Source organism: Bradyrhizobium sp. SZCCHNGR1005 (assembly GCF_032489995.1).
Lineage (GTDB): Bacteria > Pseudomonadota > Alphaproteobacteria > Rhizobiales > Xanthobacteraceae > Bradyrhizobium.
Genome location: NZ_JAUEZC010000006.1, coordinates 1 through 16172 on the forward strand (window position 1 = coordinate 1; position 16172 = coordinate 16172).

Below are 16172 nucleotides of genomic sequence, written 5' to 3' on the forward strand. Positions count from 1 at the left end.
GGTTGGGCCTCGAAGCGTTCCGCCGCATCAAATACGGCACCACTCTGAGGCTCAAAAATGTGTGAATCGAATAGCCCACAGGGGGGGAGGGAGCCGACCGCGGGTGGCTTCACCACCGACCGCACCATTGGCAAGGCTGCTCGCATGCTGACGCTCATCGCCAAGCGCCTCGCGTTTGCGATCCCCTCGCTGATCGGCGTCGTCGTCGTCACCTTCCTGCTGACGCGCGCCTTGCCGGGCGATCCCGCCGCTTATTTCGCCGGTCCTGCCGCGACCAAGGAAGCGGTCGAGCAGATCCGTAAGAAGCTCGGCTTCGACAAGCCGCTGGTCGAGCAGTTCTTTCGTTATACCGCCGACCTCGCGCATGGCGACCTCGGCAACTCGCTGACCACGGGCCAGCCGGTCGCGACCGAGATCCGCAACCGCTTGCCGGCCTCCGCCGAGCTCACGCTGCTCGGCCTGTTCATCTCGATCCTGATCGCGCTGCCGCTCGGTGTGCTCGCCGCGACGCGGCCGGGCTCGTGGATCGATCATCTCTGCCGCATCGTCACCACGGCCGGCGTGTCGCTGCCGGTGTTCTTCACCGGACTCGTTCTGGTCTATGTGTTCTATTTCCGGCTCGGCTGGTCGCCGGCGCCGCTGGGCCGGCTTGATGTGTTCACCAGTGCGCCGCCAACGGTGACCGGCTTCTACCTGATTGACACGCTGCTTGCGGGCGACTTCGAGGCGTTCCGCTCGGCGTTCAGCCAGCTGATCTTGCCGGCGGCCACGCTTGCCATCTTCTCGCTGGCGCCGATCGCGCGCATGACCCGGGCTTCGATGCTGTCCGTGCTGGCATCCGAATTCGTCCGCACCGCGCGCGCCTCCGGCCTCTCCCCGTCGACCGTGACCATAACTTACGCCTTTCGGAACGCCATGCTGCCGGTGATCACGACGCTGTCGATGGTGTTCTCCTTCCTGCTCGGCGCCAACGTGCTGGTCGAGAAGGTGTTCGCATGGCCCGGCATCGGCTCCTACGCGGTCGAGGCGCTGATCGCCTCCGACTTCGCGCCGGTGCAGGGCTTCGTGCTGACCATGGCCGTCATGTATGTCGCGCTGAACCTCATCATCGACATTCTCTATGGCGTCATCGATCCCCGCGTGAGGCTGGAAGGATGAGCACTGTCGCGCCTGCGGTAGAACCCGTCACGTCATCGCGAGGCTCCGGCCTGATCGCTCTCGTTGAGCATGCCCGCTATGTGCTCGGTGAGAACAAGGTCACGGCCTTCGCCTTCGCGCTGCTCGTTCTGATCCTGCTCTCCGCGCTGCTGGGACCGTGGATGGTACCCTATGATCCGCTCGCCAGCGACACCGCGGCCGCGTTGAAGCCGCCGTCGGCGGCGCATTGGTTCGGCACCGATCAGCTCGGGCGCGACATCTTCAGCCGTGTCGTGGTCGCCACCCGCCTCGATACATTCATCGCGGTTGCGTCGGTGGCGCTGGTGTTCGCCATGGGCGGCCTCGCCGGCGTCGCCGCGGGCTTCTTCGGCGGTTGGACCGACCGCATCGTCGGCCGCATTGCCGACACCATCATGGCCTTTCCGCTGTTCGTGCTGGCGATGGGCATCGTCGCCGCACTCGGCAACACCGTGCAGAACATCATCATCGCCACGGCCATCGTGAATTTTCCGCTCTATGCCCGCGTGGCGCGGGCCGAAGCCAATGTCCGCCGCAGTGCCGGTTTCGTGCAGGCGGCGCGGCTGTCCGGCAACAGCGAAGCTCGGATCCTGCTCGGCCACATCCTGCCCAACATCATGCCGATCATGATCGTGCAGATGTCGCTGACCATGGGCTACGCCATCCTCAACGCCGCCGGCCTCTCCTTCATCGGACTCGGCGTGCGGCCGCCGACGGCGGAGTGGGGCATCATGGTCGCCGAAGGGGCGTCCTTCATGGTCTCCGGCGAATGGTGGATCGCGCTGTTTCCGGGACTAGCGCTGATGATCGCCGTGTTCTGCTTCAACCTGCTCGGTGATGGCTTGCGCGATATCGTCGATCCGCAGCGGCGGACGTAAAGGAGCTTTTCGATGACCGCGCAGCCGCTGCTCGATGTCCGCGATCTCACCGTCGAATTCTCCACGCGTCGCGGCATCGTCAAGGCGGTGCAGCATGTCGACATCTCCGTCGCCAAGGGTGAGACCGTTGCGATCGTCGGCGAGTCCGGGTCGGGCAAGTCGGTCACGTCCTATGCTGTGATGCGTATCCTGGATCGTGCGGGGCGCATCGCCCAGGGCTCGGTGGTGTTCTCCGGCATCGACGTCAAGGCCGCCGGCGAGGCCGAAATGCGCGATCTGCGCGGGCGCGAGATCTCGATGATCTTCCAGAACCCGCGCGCCGCGCTCAATCCGATCCGCAAGGTCGGCCTGCAGATCGAGGATGTGCTGAAGCAGCATGTGCAGGCCGCTGCGAACGAGCGGGCTGAGAAGGCGATCGCGGCGCTGGAGCAGGTCAAGATCGCGCGGCCGCGCGAGCGCTACCACGCCTATCCGTTCGAACTGTCAGGCGGCATGTGCCAGCGCGTCGTGATCGCGCTGGCGCTGGCCTGCAATCCGCAGCTCCTGATCGCGGACGAGCCGACGACCGGCCTCGACGTCACGACCCAGAAGGCGGTGATGGATCTGGTCGTCGAGTTGACGAAGAGCCGCGGCATGTCGACGATCCTGATCACGCACGATCTTGGGCTTGCCGCCGCCTATTGCGACCGCGTGGTGGTGATGGAGAAGGGCCATGTGGTCGAGACGGCGAGCGCTGCCGAGATCTTTGCGCGTCCGCAACATCCCTATACGCGCAAGCTGATGCGGGCGACGCCGCGGCTGGGCGTCTCGCTGCAGGATTTGTTGCCGGAGGATGATGTTCTCGTCACCTCTCCCCGCGTGCGGGGGGAAGTCGGATCGCGCAGCGATCCGGGTGAGGGGAACTCGCCGCGAGTCGTCCTGCCCGAGAGAGCCCCTTACCCCGACCCTCTCCCCGTAAGCGGGGAGAGGGAGAAGAGGCCGCTCTTGCTGGTCGACAAACTCGTCAAGGACTATCCGCGCCGGGGTGCGACCGCGACGCTGTCAAAATTGTTTGCGCGCAAGCCGCCGGTCGAGCCTGAGGTGTTTCGCGCTGTTGATGGCATCGGCTTTACGATCGGCCATGGCGAAAGCGTCGGCCTGGTCGGCGAATCCGGTTGCGGCAAGTCGACCACGTCGATGATGGTGATGCGGCTGTTGGACCAGACCTCCGGTCGCATCGCGTTCGACGGCGAGGAGATCGGCGAGATCTCGCCGCAGGCCTTCGCGCGGCTGCCGCTGCGCAGTCGCATCCAGATGGTGTTCCAGGATCCGACTGACAGCCTTAATCCGCGCTTCACCGCGGCACGCGCCATTGCCGATCCGATCCTGCAGCTCGGCATGATCAAGGGGCGCGATGCGGTGCGGGCGCGCTGCGAAGAGCTCGCGACGCTGGTCGGCCTGCCGATCGACCTGCTCGACCGCTTCCCGCATCAATTATCCGGCGGGCAGAAGGCGCGCGTCGGCATCGCACGCGCGATCGCGCTGCATCCCAAGCTCGTGATCCTGGACGAGCCGACCGCTGCACTCGACGTCTCGGTGCAGGCGGTCGTCCTGAACCTGCTGCAAGAGCTCAAGCAGCGGATGGGTATGAGCTACCTGTTTGTCTCCCATGATTTGAATGTGGTGCGGCTGTTGTGCGATCGTGTCATCGTGATGCGATCGGGACGGATCGTCGAGGAAGGATCGGCGGAGCGCGTGCTGGGCGATCCGCAGGATGCCTATACACGCGAACTGCTGACGGCGATTCCGCACCCGCCGCTTCCGGGTCATTGAGAGGGAAAGCCCATGGCTGAGCCATTGGACGATTATATCGACGCGGTCGGGCACGCGCTGGGCCTGCCGATCGAGGACGCGTGGCGCCCGGCGATTCGTGCCAATCTCGAGGTCTCGCTGAAGATGGCGCGGCTGGTCGACGACTATCAACTGCCCGATGAAACAGAGCCCGCCAGTGTCTTCACCGCTTGATTCCTCCGATATGAACGCGGCCGCCATCGCTGCCGCGGTGGCCGCACGCAAACTGTCCGCCCTCGAGGCGACCGAGGCCGCACTGGCGCGGATCGCCCAGCATAACGGCGTGCTGAATGCATTCACCGACGTGACGGCGGATCGTGCGCGCGAACAGGCGCGGGCGGTCGATGCCGCGATTGCGGGAGGGCAGAGCGTGGGCCCGCTCGCGGGTGTGCCGTTCGCCGTGAAGAATCTGTTCGATGTCGAGGGGCTGCCGACGCGCGCCGGCTCCAAGATCAATCGCGACCGCGCGCCGGCCGCGCGCGATGCGACCTTGATCGCGCGGATGGAAGCGGCCGGAGCGGTGCTGGTCGGCGCGCTCAACATGGGCGAATACGCCTACGATTTCACCGGCGAGAACATCCATGACGGACCATCGCGCAATCCGCATGATGTGACGCGCATGAGCGGCGGTTCCTCGGGCGGTTCGGGCAGTGCAGTCGGTGGCCGGCTGGTGCCGATCGCGCTCGGCTCCGATACCAATGGCTCGATCCGGGTGCCATCCTCGTTCTGTGGCATCTTCGGCCTGAAGCCGACCTATGGGCGGCTGTCGCGCGCCCGCTCCTTTCCTTTCGTCGCGAGCCTCGATCATCTCGGCCCGTTTGCGCGGTCGGTCGAAGACCTCGCGCTTGCTTATGACGCCATGCAAGGTCCGGATCCCGATGACGCCGCCTGCACGACGCGCGCGCCGGAGCCGGCAACGCCTCTGCTTCGGCGGGGCACCGGAGGCCTGCGCGTCGCGATGGCTGGCGGGCATTTCCAGAAGCACCTCTTTACGGAGGCGGTGGAAGCCGTGGCCCGCGTCGCCAGGGCTTTGAACGCGACCGAGGTGATCGAGGTGCCGGAGGCTGCGCGCGCCCGCGCCGCGGCTTATGTCATATCCACCACGGAAGGCGCATCGCTGCATCTCGATCGTTTGCGATCGCGGCCGCTCGATTTCGATCCGGCCGTACGCGATCGGCTGATCGCGGGCGCGATGATTCCGGCGCCGCTGGTCGATCGCGCCCAGAAATTCCGGCGCTGGTATCGCGCGCAAGTGCTGGAACTGTTCAGGAGCGTCGATCTGCTGATCGCGCCGGCGACGCCATGTGTTGCCCCAAAGCTCGGGCAAGCGACCTTCGTGCTCGACGGCGTCGAGCTGCCGGTGCGGGCCAATATCGGCATCCACACCCAGCCGATCTCCTTTATCGGTCTGCCCGTCGTTGCCGTCCCGGTTCCGCTATCGCCTCTGCCGATCGGGGTGCAGCTGATTGCCGCGCCTTGGCGCGAAGACATCGCGCTTCGGGTGGCCTACGCCTTGCAAGAGATGGGCGTTGCCGCCGCGCCGGCACCGAAAGGGTTCTAGTTTATGGAAGTCGATCTGCCCGATGTCGTTGCGGAGGTCACCGCGCAGTTCCAGCGTTATGAACAGGCGCTGGTGACGAACGATGTCGCCGTGCTCGACGAACTGTTCCGCAACGATCCGCGCACCCTGCGCTACGGCATTACGGAAAACCTGTATGGCTATGACGAGATCTCGAGCTTTCGCGCCGCCCGCTCGCCGGCCGGCCTGATGCGCCGAACAGCAGGCACCGTGATCTCCACCTATGGCCGCGACAGCGCGGTCGCTTCGACCTTGTTCTACCGCGACAGCGCACCCGGCCGCGTTGGCCGCCAGATGCAGACCTGGATCCGTTTTCCGGAAGGGTGGAGAATCGTCGCGGCCCATGTCAGCATCATCGACGAACCGAAGGGCGCCCCGGCATGAGCCTCGACGATGTATCGACTCGGTCGCGCCAGCGGTTGATCCGGGAGCCGGAGCTCCAGCGCGTCGATCGCGCCCTCCCAAGCGTTGCCAAGATCACCCGCGCCGAAGAGCTGCGGCTGCAGCTCGCCGACGAGATCGTGCGCGGGGTGCTCGCGCCCGGTGCGCCTCTCGACGAGACCGAGATTGCCAAGCGCTTCAACGTGTCGCGCACGCCGGTGCGGGAAGCGCTGCGTCAGCTCGCAGCCTCCGGCCTGGTCGAGGCTCGCGCCCATCGCGGCGCGGTGGTGGCGCGGCCGGGCGTCGAACGCCTGAGCGGGATGTTCGAGGCGATGGCCGAGCTGGAAGGTCTCTGCGCCGGTCTTGCGGCGCAGCGCATGACCCCGGTGGAGCGGCAGCGGCTGGAGCTCATTCACGACGAGTTGCGGACGCTCAGTCACGCCGGGAATCCCGAGCGATTCCACGAGGTGAACGAGCGGTTCCACAGCGCGATCTATGCCGGCGCGCACAATGCCTATATCGCCGAGATCACCTTGGCGACGCGGGTGCGGGTGCAGCCGTTCCGGCGCGCCCAGTTCCGCAATCTCGGACGGCTGGCGAAATCGCATGCCGAGCACGACCGCGTGGTGGTCGGGATCCTGCGCGGCGACAAGGCCGGTGCGGCGAACGCCATGCGCGCGCATATCGAGCTCGTCCGCGGCGAATACGAAATCTACGCGGTCTCCGTCTAGTCTTTGCATCCTGATGTGAGCAGCGAGGAACCTCCATCGCGGGCGGTCGTTTTCTCTGTTCAGTCCTGATCAGAGGAGACGTGTCCATGGCTACAGCTTCGGAGAAGGATCCTCGTCACCACACCCAGCGGATGAAGCAGCGCCTGCAAGAGACGGTGACGCATCTGCGCGAGGATATCGGCAAGGTCGACGAGCCGCAGCTCAAGGCGATGTTCGAGACCTCGGCGGAAGTGCTGAATGGCCTGATCAAGGCCTTCGACGATTACGGCAACAAGAACGAGTCGGCCTGGCGCAAATCGGCCTGATGGGACGTAACATGGTCCTGCTCACGCCAACTGATCTCGTCGCCGAAATCGACAAGCGGCGTTTCCTGAAGGCCGCCTCGACCGCAGCCGTCGCAGGTGGTCTTGTGCTCTCGCCCGTGGCCGCCTTTACCGCCAAAGAGGCAAAGAGCGAAAAAGAGCCGGAGGTCACGCCGCCGGAGGACCTGATGCGCGAGCATGGCGTGCTCGACCGCGTGCTGCTCATCTATGAGGCGGCGGTGCGCAAGTTCTCGGCCAATGAGGATTTCGATCCGGCCGTGATCACCAATGCGGCGGGAATCGTCCGCGACTTCATCGAGAACTATCATGAGCACTCGGAAGAGCAGGCCGTCTTTCCGCGATTCAAGCAGGCCGGCAAGCTCGTCCCGCTCGTCGATACGCTGTTGGCGCAACACGAGGCCGGCCGGCGGGTGACTGCGAAGATTTTGCAGGCGGCGTCAGGGAGCCGGAAGGCGGGCGACGACCGGCGTCAGGTCGTCGACGGCATTCATGCCTTCATCGCCATGTATCGGCCGCACGCGGCGCGCGAGGACACCGATCTGTTTCCGCTGCTGCGCAAGATCGTCTCGCCGCATGAATATGACGCGATGGCGGAGGATTTCGAGAAGAAGGAACAGCAGATGTTCGGCGGCGACGGCTTTGAAATGATGGTGCAGCGCGTCGCTTCGCTCGAGCAGCAGATCGGCATCGCCGATCTCAATCAGTTCACGCCGCGCTGATGTCTATGCCGCGCTCTGCGCCAGATACGCCCGCCAGCCGCCGAAAGAGGAGATGTCGCGGGCGCCGTGGGTCGCGGCGGACTCGACAATGAAGCCTTTGACATTGCGCTGGTCGGCGAGGCGGATCGTGCCGATCGACAGCGGCTCCGGCACGGCTGCGACGAACCGGCCGAAGCTCGCCGCCGACAGCGCCCACAGTTCGACGTCGACCGACACGCCCTCGCCGGGTTCGATGCGCAGCATGCCGGGCTTGGGCGGGACGGTCGCAAGCGCATAGAGCCGATAGTCCGGCGCGGTCTTGGTCGTTTCCAGCAGGCGCCCGCCGAGCGAGGTCAACTCGTTGTTCAGCGCCATTCCCGACAGGTGGGCGCCGACCACGGCGATCGTGATTTCGTCGCCAAGCGGCGCCGATGACAGCGGTGCGAGCGGCGGCAGTGGCACGGCATTGGCTCCGGCCGGAAGCCTGGTATCGGCATGGAAGGCGCGGCCGATGCTCGCGAGCTTTGCGTCGTGACCGGCTGGCGCGAGCAGGGTGACGCCGAATGGAATGCCGTCGTTGCGCATCGCCGCGGGCAGCGCCAATCCGCAGAGGTCGAGCAGGTTGACGAAGTTGGTGTAAGTGCCGAGCCGGCTGTTGAGCTCGACCGGATTGGCCAGCACTTCGGCCGTGGTGTAGGTGGTCGGAGCGGTCGGCAACACCATCGCGTCGATCTCGGCAAAGGTGCGTGCGGCCACCTTGCGCAATGTCTGCAGTCGATACAGCGCAGCGAAGGTATCGGCGGCACTCGGGCGTGCACCGGCGATGGTGATCTCACGTGTGACCGGATGGATTGCATCCGGATCCGACGCCAGGAGATCGCGGATCACGAGATAGCGCTCGGCGACCCACGGCCCTTCATAGAGCAGCCGCGCCGTCTCATAAAACGGCTCGAGATCGAATTCGACCAGGTCGGCGCCAAGTTTGGCGAACCGCGCAGTCGCCTCGCCATAGGCGGCTTCTGCGGCCTTGTCGCCGAAGAAGATCAGTTGCCCTGCACGCGGCACGCCGAGCCGCACGCCGGACGGGAAGGGCGCGAGCGCCTGCAGCGGCCGGTCGCGCGAGAACGGATCGAGCGGATCGGGGGCTGCCATGACGCCGAGCGCAGTCGCGGCGTCATCCACGATCAGCGAGAACAGCGAGATGCAGTCGAGCGTGCGGCAGGCCGGCACCAGTCCTGTCGTCGAGATCATGCCGAGGCTCGGCTTGAGGCCGACGATGTTGTTGAGCATCGCCGGCACGCGGCCCGAGCCGGCGGTGTCGGTGCCGAGCGAGAGCGGCACCAGCCCCGCCGCCACCGCGACCGCCGAGCCCGAGCTCGATCCCCCCGGCACGAGGTCACTGCGCACGGCATTCTTGGGAATGCCGTAAGGCGAGCGGACGCCGACCAGGCCGGTCGCGAACTGATCGAGATTGGTTTTGCCGATGATGATGGCTCCGGCGGCGCGCAACCGTGCCACCGCGGTCGCATCGCGCGCCGGCGTGTAGGCGAAGGCTGGGCAGCCGGCAGTGGTCGGCATGCCCGCGACGTCGATATTGTCTTTCACCGCGACCGGCACGCCATAGAGCGGCAGGCTTGCCGCATCCTTGTCGCCGAGGCGCTCGGCCTCGGCGATGGCCTCCTGCTCGTCACGCAGGCTGATGAATATGGCGGGATCGCCATGGGCACGGATGCGCGCGAAGCTGCGTGCCACCGTAGCTGCAGGTGACGTCAGCTCCTGCCGATGCGCGGCGACGATCTCGGCAACGGTCTCGATCACGAACGGCCCCGATCGTTGGAGATACCTGACGTCAGCCGTTGCATTCGCGTGCGCTCCCACAGTCCAGATGTCCTCCGACTGTAGCAAGGCACGTGCCATTGTGTACATCGGCGCAAATCGGCTGCATCGATGCTTATTGTTTTGATTTCAATCGTTTGGTTGGCAGTTGGGGGCGGCTGCCGGGGCCGGATACAGATCCTTGTCTGCCAAATTGCTCAATTTATGAGCAGATACTAGTCCATCACCTTGCTGGATCCTTGCGTGATCAGGCGCGCCGCGCGCTGGTCACGGGCGTGGATCCAGAGCCAGCTGAGCGCCACCGCGAGCCGGTTGCGCAACCCGATCAGGAAATAGATGTGCGCGATGCCCCAGATCCACCAGGCGATGGCGCCGCGCAGTTTGATCCAGCCGAAATCGATCACCGCAAGCCGCTTGCCGATCTGGGCCAGGCTGCCGGAATGGCTGTAGCGGAATGGCGGCAAGCTGCGGCCTTGCAGCCGCGCCTTGATGACTTCGGCCACATAGCGGCCCTCCTGCTTGGCCGCCGGCGCGATGCCCGGTACCGGCTGCCCATTCCAGGCGGGGATGGTGACGGTATCGCCGATGGCGAAGATCTCGGGATGACCGGGCACGGTCAGGTCGGGGGCGACCTGCAGCCGGCCGGCGCGATCGGCCGGTGCGCCCAGCCATTCGGCCGCGCGTGAGGCGCGCACGCCGGCGGCCCAGATGATGGTCTTGGCCTCCAATTGCTTGCCGCCATAGACCACGCCGTCCGCATTACAGTCGGTCACCGGCTGTCCGAGCACCACGTCAACGCCGATGCTTTCGAGCGATTTGAGCGCATAGGCCGAGAGATCGTCGGGAAAGCCTGCCAGCACGCGCGGGCCGGCTTCGATCAGCACCACCCGCGCTTTTTGCGTATCGATGTTGCGGAAGTCCGGCGGCAGCGTGGCGCGCGCCATATCGGCGATAGTGCCGGCGAGCTCCACGCCGGTAGGACCGGCGCCGATGATGACGAAGGTCATCAAAGCCGCGCGTTTGGCGGCATCGGTCTCGCGCTCCGCGCGCTCGAATGCGACCAGGATGCGCCGCCGCAGGGTGGTGGCGTCTTCGAGCGTCTTCAGGCCCGGCGCGAACGGCTCCCACTCATCGTGACCGAAATAGGCGTGGCGCGCGCCGGTGGCGAGCACCAGGCTGTCATAAGCCACCTCCGTGCCGTCCTCCAGCAGCACTCGGCGATTCGCTGCATCGATGCCGGTGACCGTTGCGAACAAGGTGGTGACTTCAGGGCGGTGGCGCACCAGATAGCGGATCGGCCAAGCGATCTCGGATGTCGAGAGCGAAGCCGTCGCGACCTGATAGAGCAGCGGCTGAAACAGGTGATGGTTGCGACGATCGATCAGCGTAATGCGCACGGGCGCGCCGGCCAGGCGATAGGTCGTTTCCAGGCCGCCGAAGCCGGCCCCGACAATGACGACATGATGAAGGTTGCGCGGTTCGGTCGTCATGAGGCTGTTCATCGCTGATGCGCTCCCAGCTTTAAGTACATGTCCGTGCGGCTGCTTCAAGCCCGTCGGCGCTATCGTACGATAGCAGGAATCTATCGCGTTGGTATGAGGCGCAATGCGGGCAACACCGTGCCAATCCCATTCGCGCCGCTGGCGCGGCCGTTGCGGTGCGATAGCGCGAATTTATGGTTGCCAAGGCAACTATATTCTGGATATTCTGTTGAGAACAGCAGGGGCGTGCGACCAATGCGCGCCTGCAGAGGGATGGAAGCGAGATGCAGGGTTCGGCCAACGCGGGCGAAGTCGCCGACGGACGTCGTGCTGGAGCGCAGCGCGATCGCCCGGTGAGCCGCGCAGCGATGGACCTCCTAGGAGTCGGCCGCTTCCGTGACCGCGTCGAGATTGTCGTGGATGGTGCGGAGCAGCCGGATCAGCGTTTCCTGCTCTTGCCTGTCGAGGCAGGACAGCAGCCGACGTTCGCGCTCCAACGCTGCCACGATGACTTTGTCGTGGGTGGCTCGTCCTTTGGCGGTCAGCGAGATCGAGTGGCTGCGGCCATCGACAGGATCGGAGCGGATGGCGATCAGCCCGCGCTTTTTCATCGCTGCCAGCGTGCGGCTGACCGGTCCCTTGTCAAAGCCGATCACGCTGCAGATGCGCGAGGCCGGAATGCCGGGCTCGATCGCCAGCAGCGACATGATGCGCCATTCCGTGACGTTGACGCCGAAATTGCGCTGATAGAACGCGGTCGCGCTGTTCGACAGTTTGTTGGCGATGAAGGTGATGAAGGCGGGCACGTAGCGGTCGAGATCAAGCGTGAGGTCATGGCCAGGGGGCTGGCCGCCCGTCGTCTCCATCTGCGGCTTTGTTGCACGCGATTTGCGGGCTTGGTCGCTCATGATCTCCATCACCGCTCGTCCATTTCAGTCATAGAGACAGCAAAAGCCGCATGACAAGGCCAAACTTCGGGAGGACTGCATGAACCAGACGGATATCTCCGCGCCGGCCGCTCGCCCCGCCGCGCCACCAGCCGATATTCCCCACCTCGACATCGATCCGTTCTCGATCGCCTTTTTTAATGATCCTTATCCGGCGCATGACCAAATGCGCCAGGCCGGACCCGTCGTTTATCTCGATCGCTGGAATGTCTATGGCGTTGCCCGCTATGCGGAAGTCTATGCGGTGCTGAATGATCCCCAAACCTTCTGCTCCAGCCGCGGCGTGGGGTTGAGCGATTTTGCCAAGGAGAAGCCGTGGCGGCCGCCGAGTCTCATTCTGGAAGCCGATCCGCCGGCACATACGCGTACCCGGGCGGTGTTGAGCAAGGTGCTGTCGCCCGCGGTGATGAAGCGCCTGCGCGACGGCTTCTTGGCGGCGGCCGAAGCCAAGATTGACGAGCTGCTGGCACGTCGGCGCTTCGATGCCGTCACTGATCTCGCCGAAGCCTATCCGCTGTCGGTGTTTCCGGATGCGCTGGGCCTCAAGCCCGATGGCCGCGAGCATCTGATCCCCTATGCGAGTCTGGTATTCAATGCGTTCGGTCCGCCCAACGAGCTCCGGCAGCAGGCGATCGAGCGCTCGGCACCCCATCAAACTTATGTCACCGCGCAGTGCCAGCGCGACAATCTTGCGCCGGGCGGCTTCGGCGCCTGCATCCACGCCTTCGCCGATAGCGGTGACATTACGCCGGCGGAAGCGCCGCTTCTGGTGCGCTCGTTGCTGTCGGCCGGACTGGACACGACGGTGTATGGCATCGGCGCGGCGGTCTACTGCCTGGCCCGTTTCCCGGAGGAATGGCGACGGCTGCGCCAGGATCCGTCGCTGGCCCGAAATGCATTCGAGGAAGCCGTGCGTTTCGAAAGCCCGGTGCAGACTTTCTTCCGCACCACCACCCGCGAGGTCGAGATCGCCGGCGCCAGCATCGGCGAAGGCGAGAAGGTGCTGATGTTCCTGGGCTCGGCCAACCGCGATCCGCGGCGCTGGGAGCAGCCCGACAGATATGACATCACGCGCAAGGTGTCCGGCCATGTCGGATTCGGTGCGGGCATCCATATGTGCGTCGGCCAGCTCGTGGCCCGACTCGAAGGAGAGGCGGTGCTGACGGCGCTCGCGCACAAGGTGGATTCGATCTCCATCGATGGTGCGGTGAAGCGCCGCTACAACAACACACTGCGTGGGCTGGAAAGCCTGCCGGTGAGCATCACTCCAGCCTGAGCGAGACCATGACGAGGATCACCTTCATTCATCCGGACAATCGCAGCGAGCAAGTCGATGCCGAGGACGGCGCCAGCATCATGCTGGCGGCGCTGACCCATGGCGTCGACGGCATCGTTGCCGAGTGTGGCGGCAACGCCGTGTGTGCGACCTGCCATGTGTACGTCGATGACGCCTGGCTTCCGAAGCTTGATGCGGTGAGCGACGACGAGGATGCGCTGCTCGACGGCACTGCATCGGAACGGCTGCCGAATAGCCGCCTGGCGTGCCAGATCAAGGTGTCGCCCGCGCTGGAGGGGCTCGTGCTGCGCCTGCCGGAACGGCAGAGCTGACGTTCGATCGGCCGGGGCGCAGAGCCCGGCCGCAACAACAAGCAAATCAAAACGGGGAGGGATATATGAAGCAGTTGAACTACGCGCTCGCACTTGCCGTGCTGGGCTTGGCCTGTGCGCCGGCTCGCGCGGAAATCTCTGACAATGTCGTCCGCATCGGGGTGTTGAACGATATCTCCGGCATTTTCCAGGACACCAATGGCATGGGCTCGGTCGAGGCCGCGCGCATGGCAGCGGAAGATTTCAACGGCGGCGGCAAGGGCATCAAGGTCGAGATCGTCTATGCCGACCATCAGAACAAGGCCGATGTCGGCTCGGCGATCGTGCGCAAATGGCTCGATGTCGACAAGGTCGACGCCGTGGTCGATGTCCCGAATTCGGCCGTGGGCCTGACGGTCAATGAGCTGCTGCGCAACAGCCGGATGACCTTTCTGGCTTCGTCGACGGCCAGCTCGGATCTCACCGGCAAGGCCTGCTCGCCGAATACGATCCAATGGGTCAACGATGCCTGGGCCACCGGCAACACCACGGCAGCCGCGATGATGGGGCGCGGCGGCAAGGATTGGTACTTCATCACCGTGAACTATGCGCTGGGCCAGGGCATCGAGGCCGAGGCCACCAACTACATCGACAAGCATGGCGGCAAGGTGCTGGGCTCTGCCAAGCATCCGCTCGGGACCTCCGATTTCGCCTCGTTCCTGCTGCAGGCGCAGAGCTCGAGAGCCAAGGTGATCGGGCTCGCCAATGCCGGCGGCGATACCATCAACGTGGTGAAGCAGGCCGCGGAGTTCGGCATCCAGCAGGGTGGCCGGTCGCTGGTCGCCTTCCTGCTCTTCATCAACGATATCCACGGCATGGGGCTGAAGGCCGCGCAGGGGTTGCAACTCCTGGAGGCGTTCTATTGGGACATGGACGACGATACGCGTGCGTTCGCAAAGCGTTTTGCCGCCCGTCCGGGCATGAACGGCAAGATGCCGAGCGGTAACCAGGCCGGCGTCTACGCCTCGACCCTGGCCTATCTGAATGCCGTTGCGGCGACCGGCAGCGACGATGCCAAGGATGCCGTGCCGCAGATGAAGACGTTCAAAGGCAAAGACAAGCTGTTCGGCGAGGTCACCATCCGGCAGGACGGCCGCGTGATCCATCCAATGTATCTGTTCGAAGTGAAGCAGCCGGAGGAGTCGAAATACCCTTACGACTACTATCGCCTGGTTGCGACCATTCCCGCCGACCAGGCGTTCCGGCCGCTCGCCGACGGCGGTTGTTCGCTGGTGAAGTGAGTGCGGCCATCTGAGGTGGCAAGCGAGAGGCCGGCCGTATGTGATGCGGTCGGCCTTCGGCTTTCACCATCATTGTCCCGCCGGCAGTATAGTTCTTGCCATCGGGCATTTTGGCGAACTATGGTGCATGAAGCCTGAGAAGCCCGGAGGCGCGCTGCGGCGAAACGCCGCCGGCACGTCATTGGCCGGTGCTAGATTCGGCCGATGGTACATAGAGAATAAAGACAAGAGCAGCAGGGGGAGGGAACATGAAAGCAACAGTCTGGCTGGCCGGCGCAGCGGCGTTGTGCCTGGCGCAATCCGCGCTTGCGGCCGACAGCATCAAGATTGGCTTCGTTTCCACATTCAGCGGTCCGACCGCCGTGATCGGTAACGACATGCGCAACTCGTTCGAGCTCGCGCTCGATCATCTCGGCCGCAAGATGGCCGGCAAGCCGGTCGAGGTGATCTATGAGGACGACCAGCAGAAGCCTGATATCGGCAAGCAGAAGACCGAGAAGCTGGTGCAGTCCGATAAGGTCGATTTCATCGTCGGCTATATCTGGTCGAACGTGCTGCTGGCCTCGCTGAAGACAGCTGTGGACTCGAAGACCTTCCTGATCTCGGCCAATGCCGGGCCATCGCAGCTGGCCGGCGAATTGTGTTCGCCTTACGTGTTCTCGACCTCCTGGCAGAATGACCAGACGCCCGCAGCGATGGGCCTCTATATGAACCAGAAGGGCGTGAAGTCGGTCTTCCTGATCGGCCCGAACTACGCCGCCGGCAAGGACATGCTGGCCGGCGTGAAGAGCACCTTCAAGGGGCAGGTGGTCGGCGAGGAATATACGGTGTGGCCGAGCCAGCTCGATTTCTCCGCCGAGCTGTCCAAGGCGCGCAACTCCAACGCCGAAGCGATCTTCGTATTCTATCCGGGCGCGGCGGGCGTGCAGTTCCTCAATCAGTACGCGCAGGCCGGATTGAAGGAGAAGATGCCGCTCTATACCGCCTTCACCATCGACGAGCTGTCGCTGCCCTTGCAGAAGGACAACGCGATCAGCGTGCCCGGCGCCCAGGAATGGGTCAACGATCTGCCGAACGAACAGAACAAGAAATTCGTTGAGGACTACCGCAAGAAATATACTGGACTGCGCCCGACCTATTATGGCGCCCAGGCCTATGATGCGGCGCAGCTGATCAACAGCGCGGTGGTTGCGGTCAAGGGCGACACGTCGCAGAAGGATGCGATGAAGGCGGAGATGGAGAAGGCCGACTTCAAGTCGCTCCGCGGCTCCTTCAAATATGGCAACAACCACGTCCCGATCCAGAATTTCTATCTTCAGGACGTGGTCAAGGAGGCCAACGGCCAGCTGTCGCTGAAGACGGTCACCACCATCGTCAAGGACGACCAGGATCGCTTCCACGACAAGTGCCCGATGAAATAGGCC

At 64.6% G+C, this 16172-nt stretch carries 16 protein-coding genes; 13 read left to right on the forward strand and 3 right to left on the reverse strand.

Annotation, left to right across the window (positions count from 1 at the left end):
• Positions 1-144 precede the first annotated feature (144 nt).
• From QXZ85_RS23705 to QXZ85_RS23745, 9 genes are all read left to right on the forward strand, one after another.
• Positions 145-1158 carry an ABC transporter permease gene (locus QXZ85_RS23705; protein WP_315744228.1) on the forward strand — a complete coding sequence of 338 codons (1014 nt, stop codon included), beginning with the start codon at positions 145-147 and terminating at the stop codon, positions 1156-1158.
• Positions 1155-2054, forward strand: coding sequence for an ABC transporter permease (locus QXZ85_RS23710; RefSeq protein WP_315744229.1), 900 nt, complete (start codon positions 1155-1157; stop codon positions 2052-2054). Before QXZ85_RS23705 ends, QXZ85_RS23710 begins: the two co-directional genes overlap by 4 nt.
• Before the next feature lie 12 nt (positions 2055-2066).
• A complete protein-coding gene (locus QXZ85_RS23715; RefSeq protein WP_315768928.1) occupies positions 2067-3866 on the forward strand; it encodes an ABC transporter ATP-binding protein in 1800 nt (599 codons plus the stop codon).
• 12 nt (positions 3867-3878) lie between these two features.
• The gene (locus QXZ85_RS23720; protein WP_315702716.1) at positions 3879-4058 is read left to right on the forward strand and encodes a DUF4089 domain-containing protein; all 180 of its coding nucleotides are present in this window, start codon (positions 3879-3881) and stop codon (positions 4056-4058) included.
• 10 nt (positions 4059-4068) lie between these two features.
• A complete protein-coding gene (locus QXZ85_RS23725; RefSeq protein WP_315702717.1) occupies positions 4069-5445 on the forward strand; it encodes an AtzE family amidohydrolase in 1377 nt (458 codons plus the stop codon).
• 3 nt (positions 5446-5448) lie between these two features.
• Positions 5449-5847 carry an oxalurate catabolism protein HpxZ gene (gene hpxZ, locus QXZ85_RS23730; protein ID WP_315702718.1) on the forward strand — a complete coding sequence of 133 codons (399 nt, stop codon included), beginning with the start codon at positions 5449-5451 and terminating at the stop codon, positions 5845-5847.
• On the forward strand, positions 5844-6575 hold the full coding sequence (locus QXZ85_RS23735) for a GntR family transcriptional regulator (protein ID WP_315744231.1): 732 nt from the start codon (positions 5844-5846) through the stop codon (positions 6573-6575). The genes hpxZ and QXZ85_RS23735 overlap by 4 nt, the downstream gene beginning before the upstream one ends.
• 86 nt (positions 6576-6661) lie before the next feature.
• Entirely contained in the window at positions 6662-6880 is a 219-nt protein-coding gene (locus tag QXZ85_RS23740; protein WP_315763458.1) for a hypothetical protein, read from the forward strand.
• 11 nt (positions 6881-6891) lie between these two features.
• Entirely contained in the window at positions 6892-7617 is a 726-nt protein-coding gene (locus QXZ85_RS23745; RefSeq protein WP_315744233.1) for a hemerythrin domain-containing protein, read from the forward strand.
• A 3-nt stretch (positions 7618-7620) separates the two neighbouring features.
• Here the strand turns inward: QXZ85_RS23745 and atzF are convergent, their stop codons facing one another.
• From atzF to QXZ85_RS23760, 3 genes are all read right to left on the reverse strand, one after another.
• On the reverse strand, positions 7621-9414 hold the full coding sequence (gene atzF, locus QXZ85_RS23750; RefSeq protein WP_315768930.1) for an allophanate hydrolase: 1794 nt from the start codon (positions 9412-9414) through the stop codon (positions 7621-7623).
• Positions 9415-9647: 233 nt separating this feature from the next.
• A complete protein-coding gene (locus QXZ85_RS23755) occupies positions 9648-10922 on the reverse strand; it encodes an NAD(P)/FAD-dependent oxidoreductase (protein ID WP_315744249.1) in 1275 nt (424 codons plus the stop codon).
• 368 nt (positions 10923-11290) lie between these two features.
• The gene (locus QXZ85_RS23760) at positions 11291-11779 is read right to left on the reverse strand and encodes a MarR family winged helix-turn-helix transcriptional regulator (RefSeq protein ID WP_315744251.1); all 489 of its coding nucleotides are present in this window, start codon (positions 11777-11779) and stop codon (positions 11291-11293) included.
• A gap of 121 nt (positions 11780-11900) precedes the next feature.
• Here QXZ85_RS23760 and QXZ85_RS23765 point away from each other — a divergent pair, with 121 nt between their 5' ends.
• The 4 genes from QXZ85_RS23765 (at position 11901) to QXZ85_RS23780 (ending at position 16169) form a co-directional block, all read left to right on the forward strand.
• Entirely contained in the window at positions 11901-13136 is a 1236-nt protein-coding gene (locus tag QXZ85_RS23765; protein ID WP_315768932.1) for a cytochrome P450, read from the forward strand.
• 8 nt (positions 13137-13144) lie between these two features.
• The gene (locus QXZ85_RS23770; RefSeq protein WP_315702725.1) at positions 13145-13468 is read left to right on the forward strand and encodes a 2Fe-2S iron-sulfur cluster-binding protein; all 324 of its coding nucleotides are present in this window, start codon (positions 13145-13147) and stop codon (positions 13466-13468) included.
• A 65-nt stretch (positions 13469-13533) separates the two neighbouring features.
• Positions 13534-14748, forward strand: a complete 1215-nt coding sequence (locus QXZ85_RS23775) for an ABC transporter substrate-binding protein (protein ID WP_315768934.1) — start codon at positions 13534-13536, stop codon at positions 14746-14748.
• Positions 14749-14996: 248 nt separating this feature from the next.
• Entirely contained in the window at positions 14997-16169 is a 1173-nt protein-coding gene (locus QXZ85_RS23780) for an ABC transporter substrate-binding protein (protein ID WP_315768936.1), read from the forward strand.
• The last annotated feature ends 3 nt before the right edge of the window (positions 16170-16172 follow it).

Coding starts and splice junctions, on each gene's coding strand:
- QXZ85_RS23705 (WP_315744228.1), top strand. CDS start 145: ATGCTGACGCTCATCGCCAAGCGCCTCGCGTTTGCGATCCCCTCGCTG.
- QXZ85_RS23710 (WP_315744229.1), top strand. CDS start 1,155: ATGAGCACTGTCGCGCCTGCGGTAGAACCCGTCACGTCATCGCGAGGC.
- QXZ85_RS23715 (WP_315768928.1), top strand. CDS start 2,067: ATGACCGCGCAGCCGCTGCTCGATGTCCGCGATCTCACCGTCGAATTC.
- QXZ85_RS23720 (WP_315702716.1), top strand. CDS start 3,879: ATGGCTGAGCCATTGGACGATTATATCGACGCGGTCGGGCACGCGCTG.
- QXZ85_RS23725 (WP_315702717.1), top strand. CDS start 4,069: ATGAACGCGGCCGCCATCGCTGCCGCGGTGGCCGCACGCAAACTGTCC.
- hpxZ (WP_315702718.1), top strand. CDS start 5,449: ATGGAAGTCGATCTGCCCGATGTCGTTGCGGAGGTCACCGCGCAGTTC.
- QXZ85_RS23735 (WP_315744231.1), top strand. CDS start 5,844: ATGAGCCTCGACGATGTATCGACTCGGTCGCGCCAGCGGTTGATCCGG.
- QXZ85_RS23740 (WP_315763458.1), top strand. CDS start 6,662: ATGGCTACAGCTTCGGAGAAGGATCCTCGTCACCACACCCAGCGGATG.
- QXZ85_RS23745 (WP_315744233.1), top strand. CDS start 6,892: ATGGTCCTGCTCACGCCAACTGATCTCGTCGCCGAAATCGACAAGCGG.
- QXZ85_RS23755 (WP_315744249.1), bottom strand. CDS start 10,922: ATGACGACCGAACCGCGCAACCTTCATCATGTCGTCATTGTCGGGGCC.
- QXZ85_RS23760 (WP_315744251.1), bottom strand. CDS start 11,779: ATGGAGACGACGGGCGGCCAGCCCCCTGGCCATGACCTCACGCTTGAT.
- QXZ85_RS23765 (WP_315768932.1), top strand. CDS start 11,901: ATGAACCAGACGGATATCTCCGCGCCGGCCGCTCGCCCCGCCGCGCCA.
- QXZ85_RS23770 (WP_315702725.1), top strand. CDS start 13,145: ATGACGAGGATCACCTTCATTCATCCGGACAATCGCAGCGAGCAAGTC.
- QXZ85_RS23775 (WP_315768934.1), top strand. CDS start 13,534: ATGAAGCAGTTGAACTACGCGCTCGCACTTGCCGTGCTGGGCTTGGCC.
- QXZ85_RS23780 (WP_315768936.1), top strand. CDS start 14,997: ATGAAAGCAACAGTCTGGCTGGCCGGCGCAGCGGCGTTGTGCCTGGCG.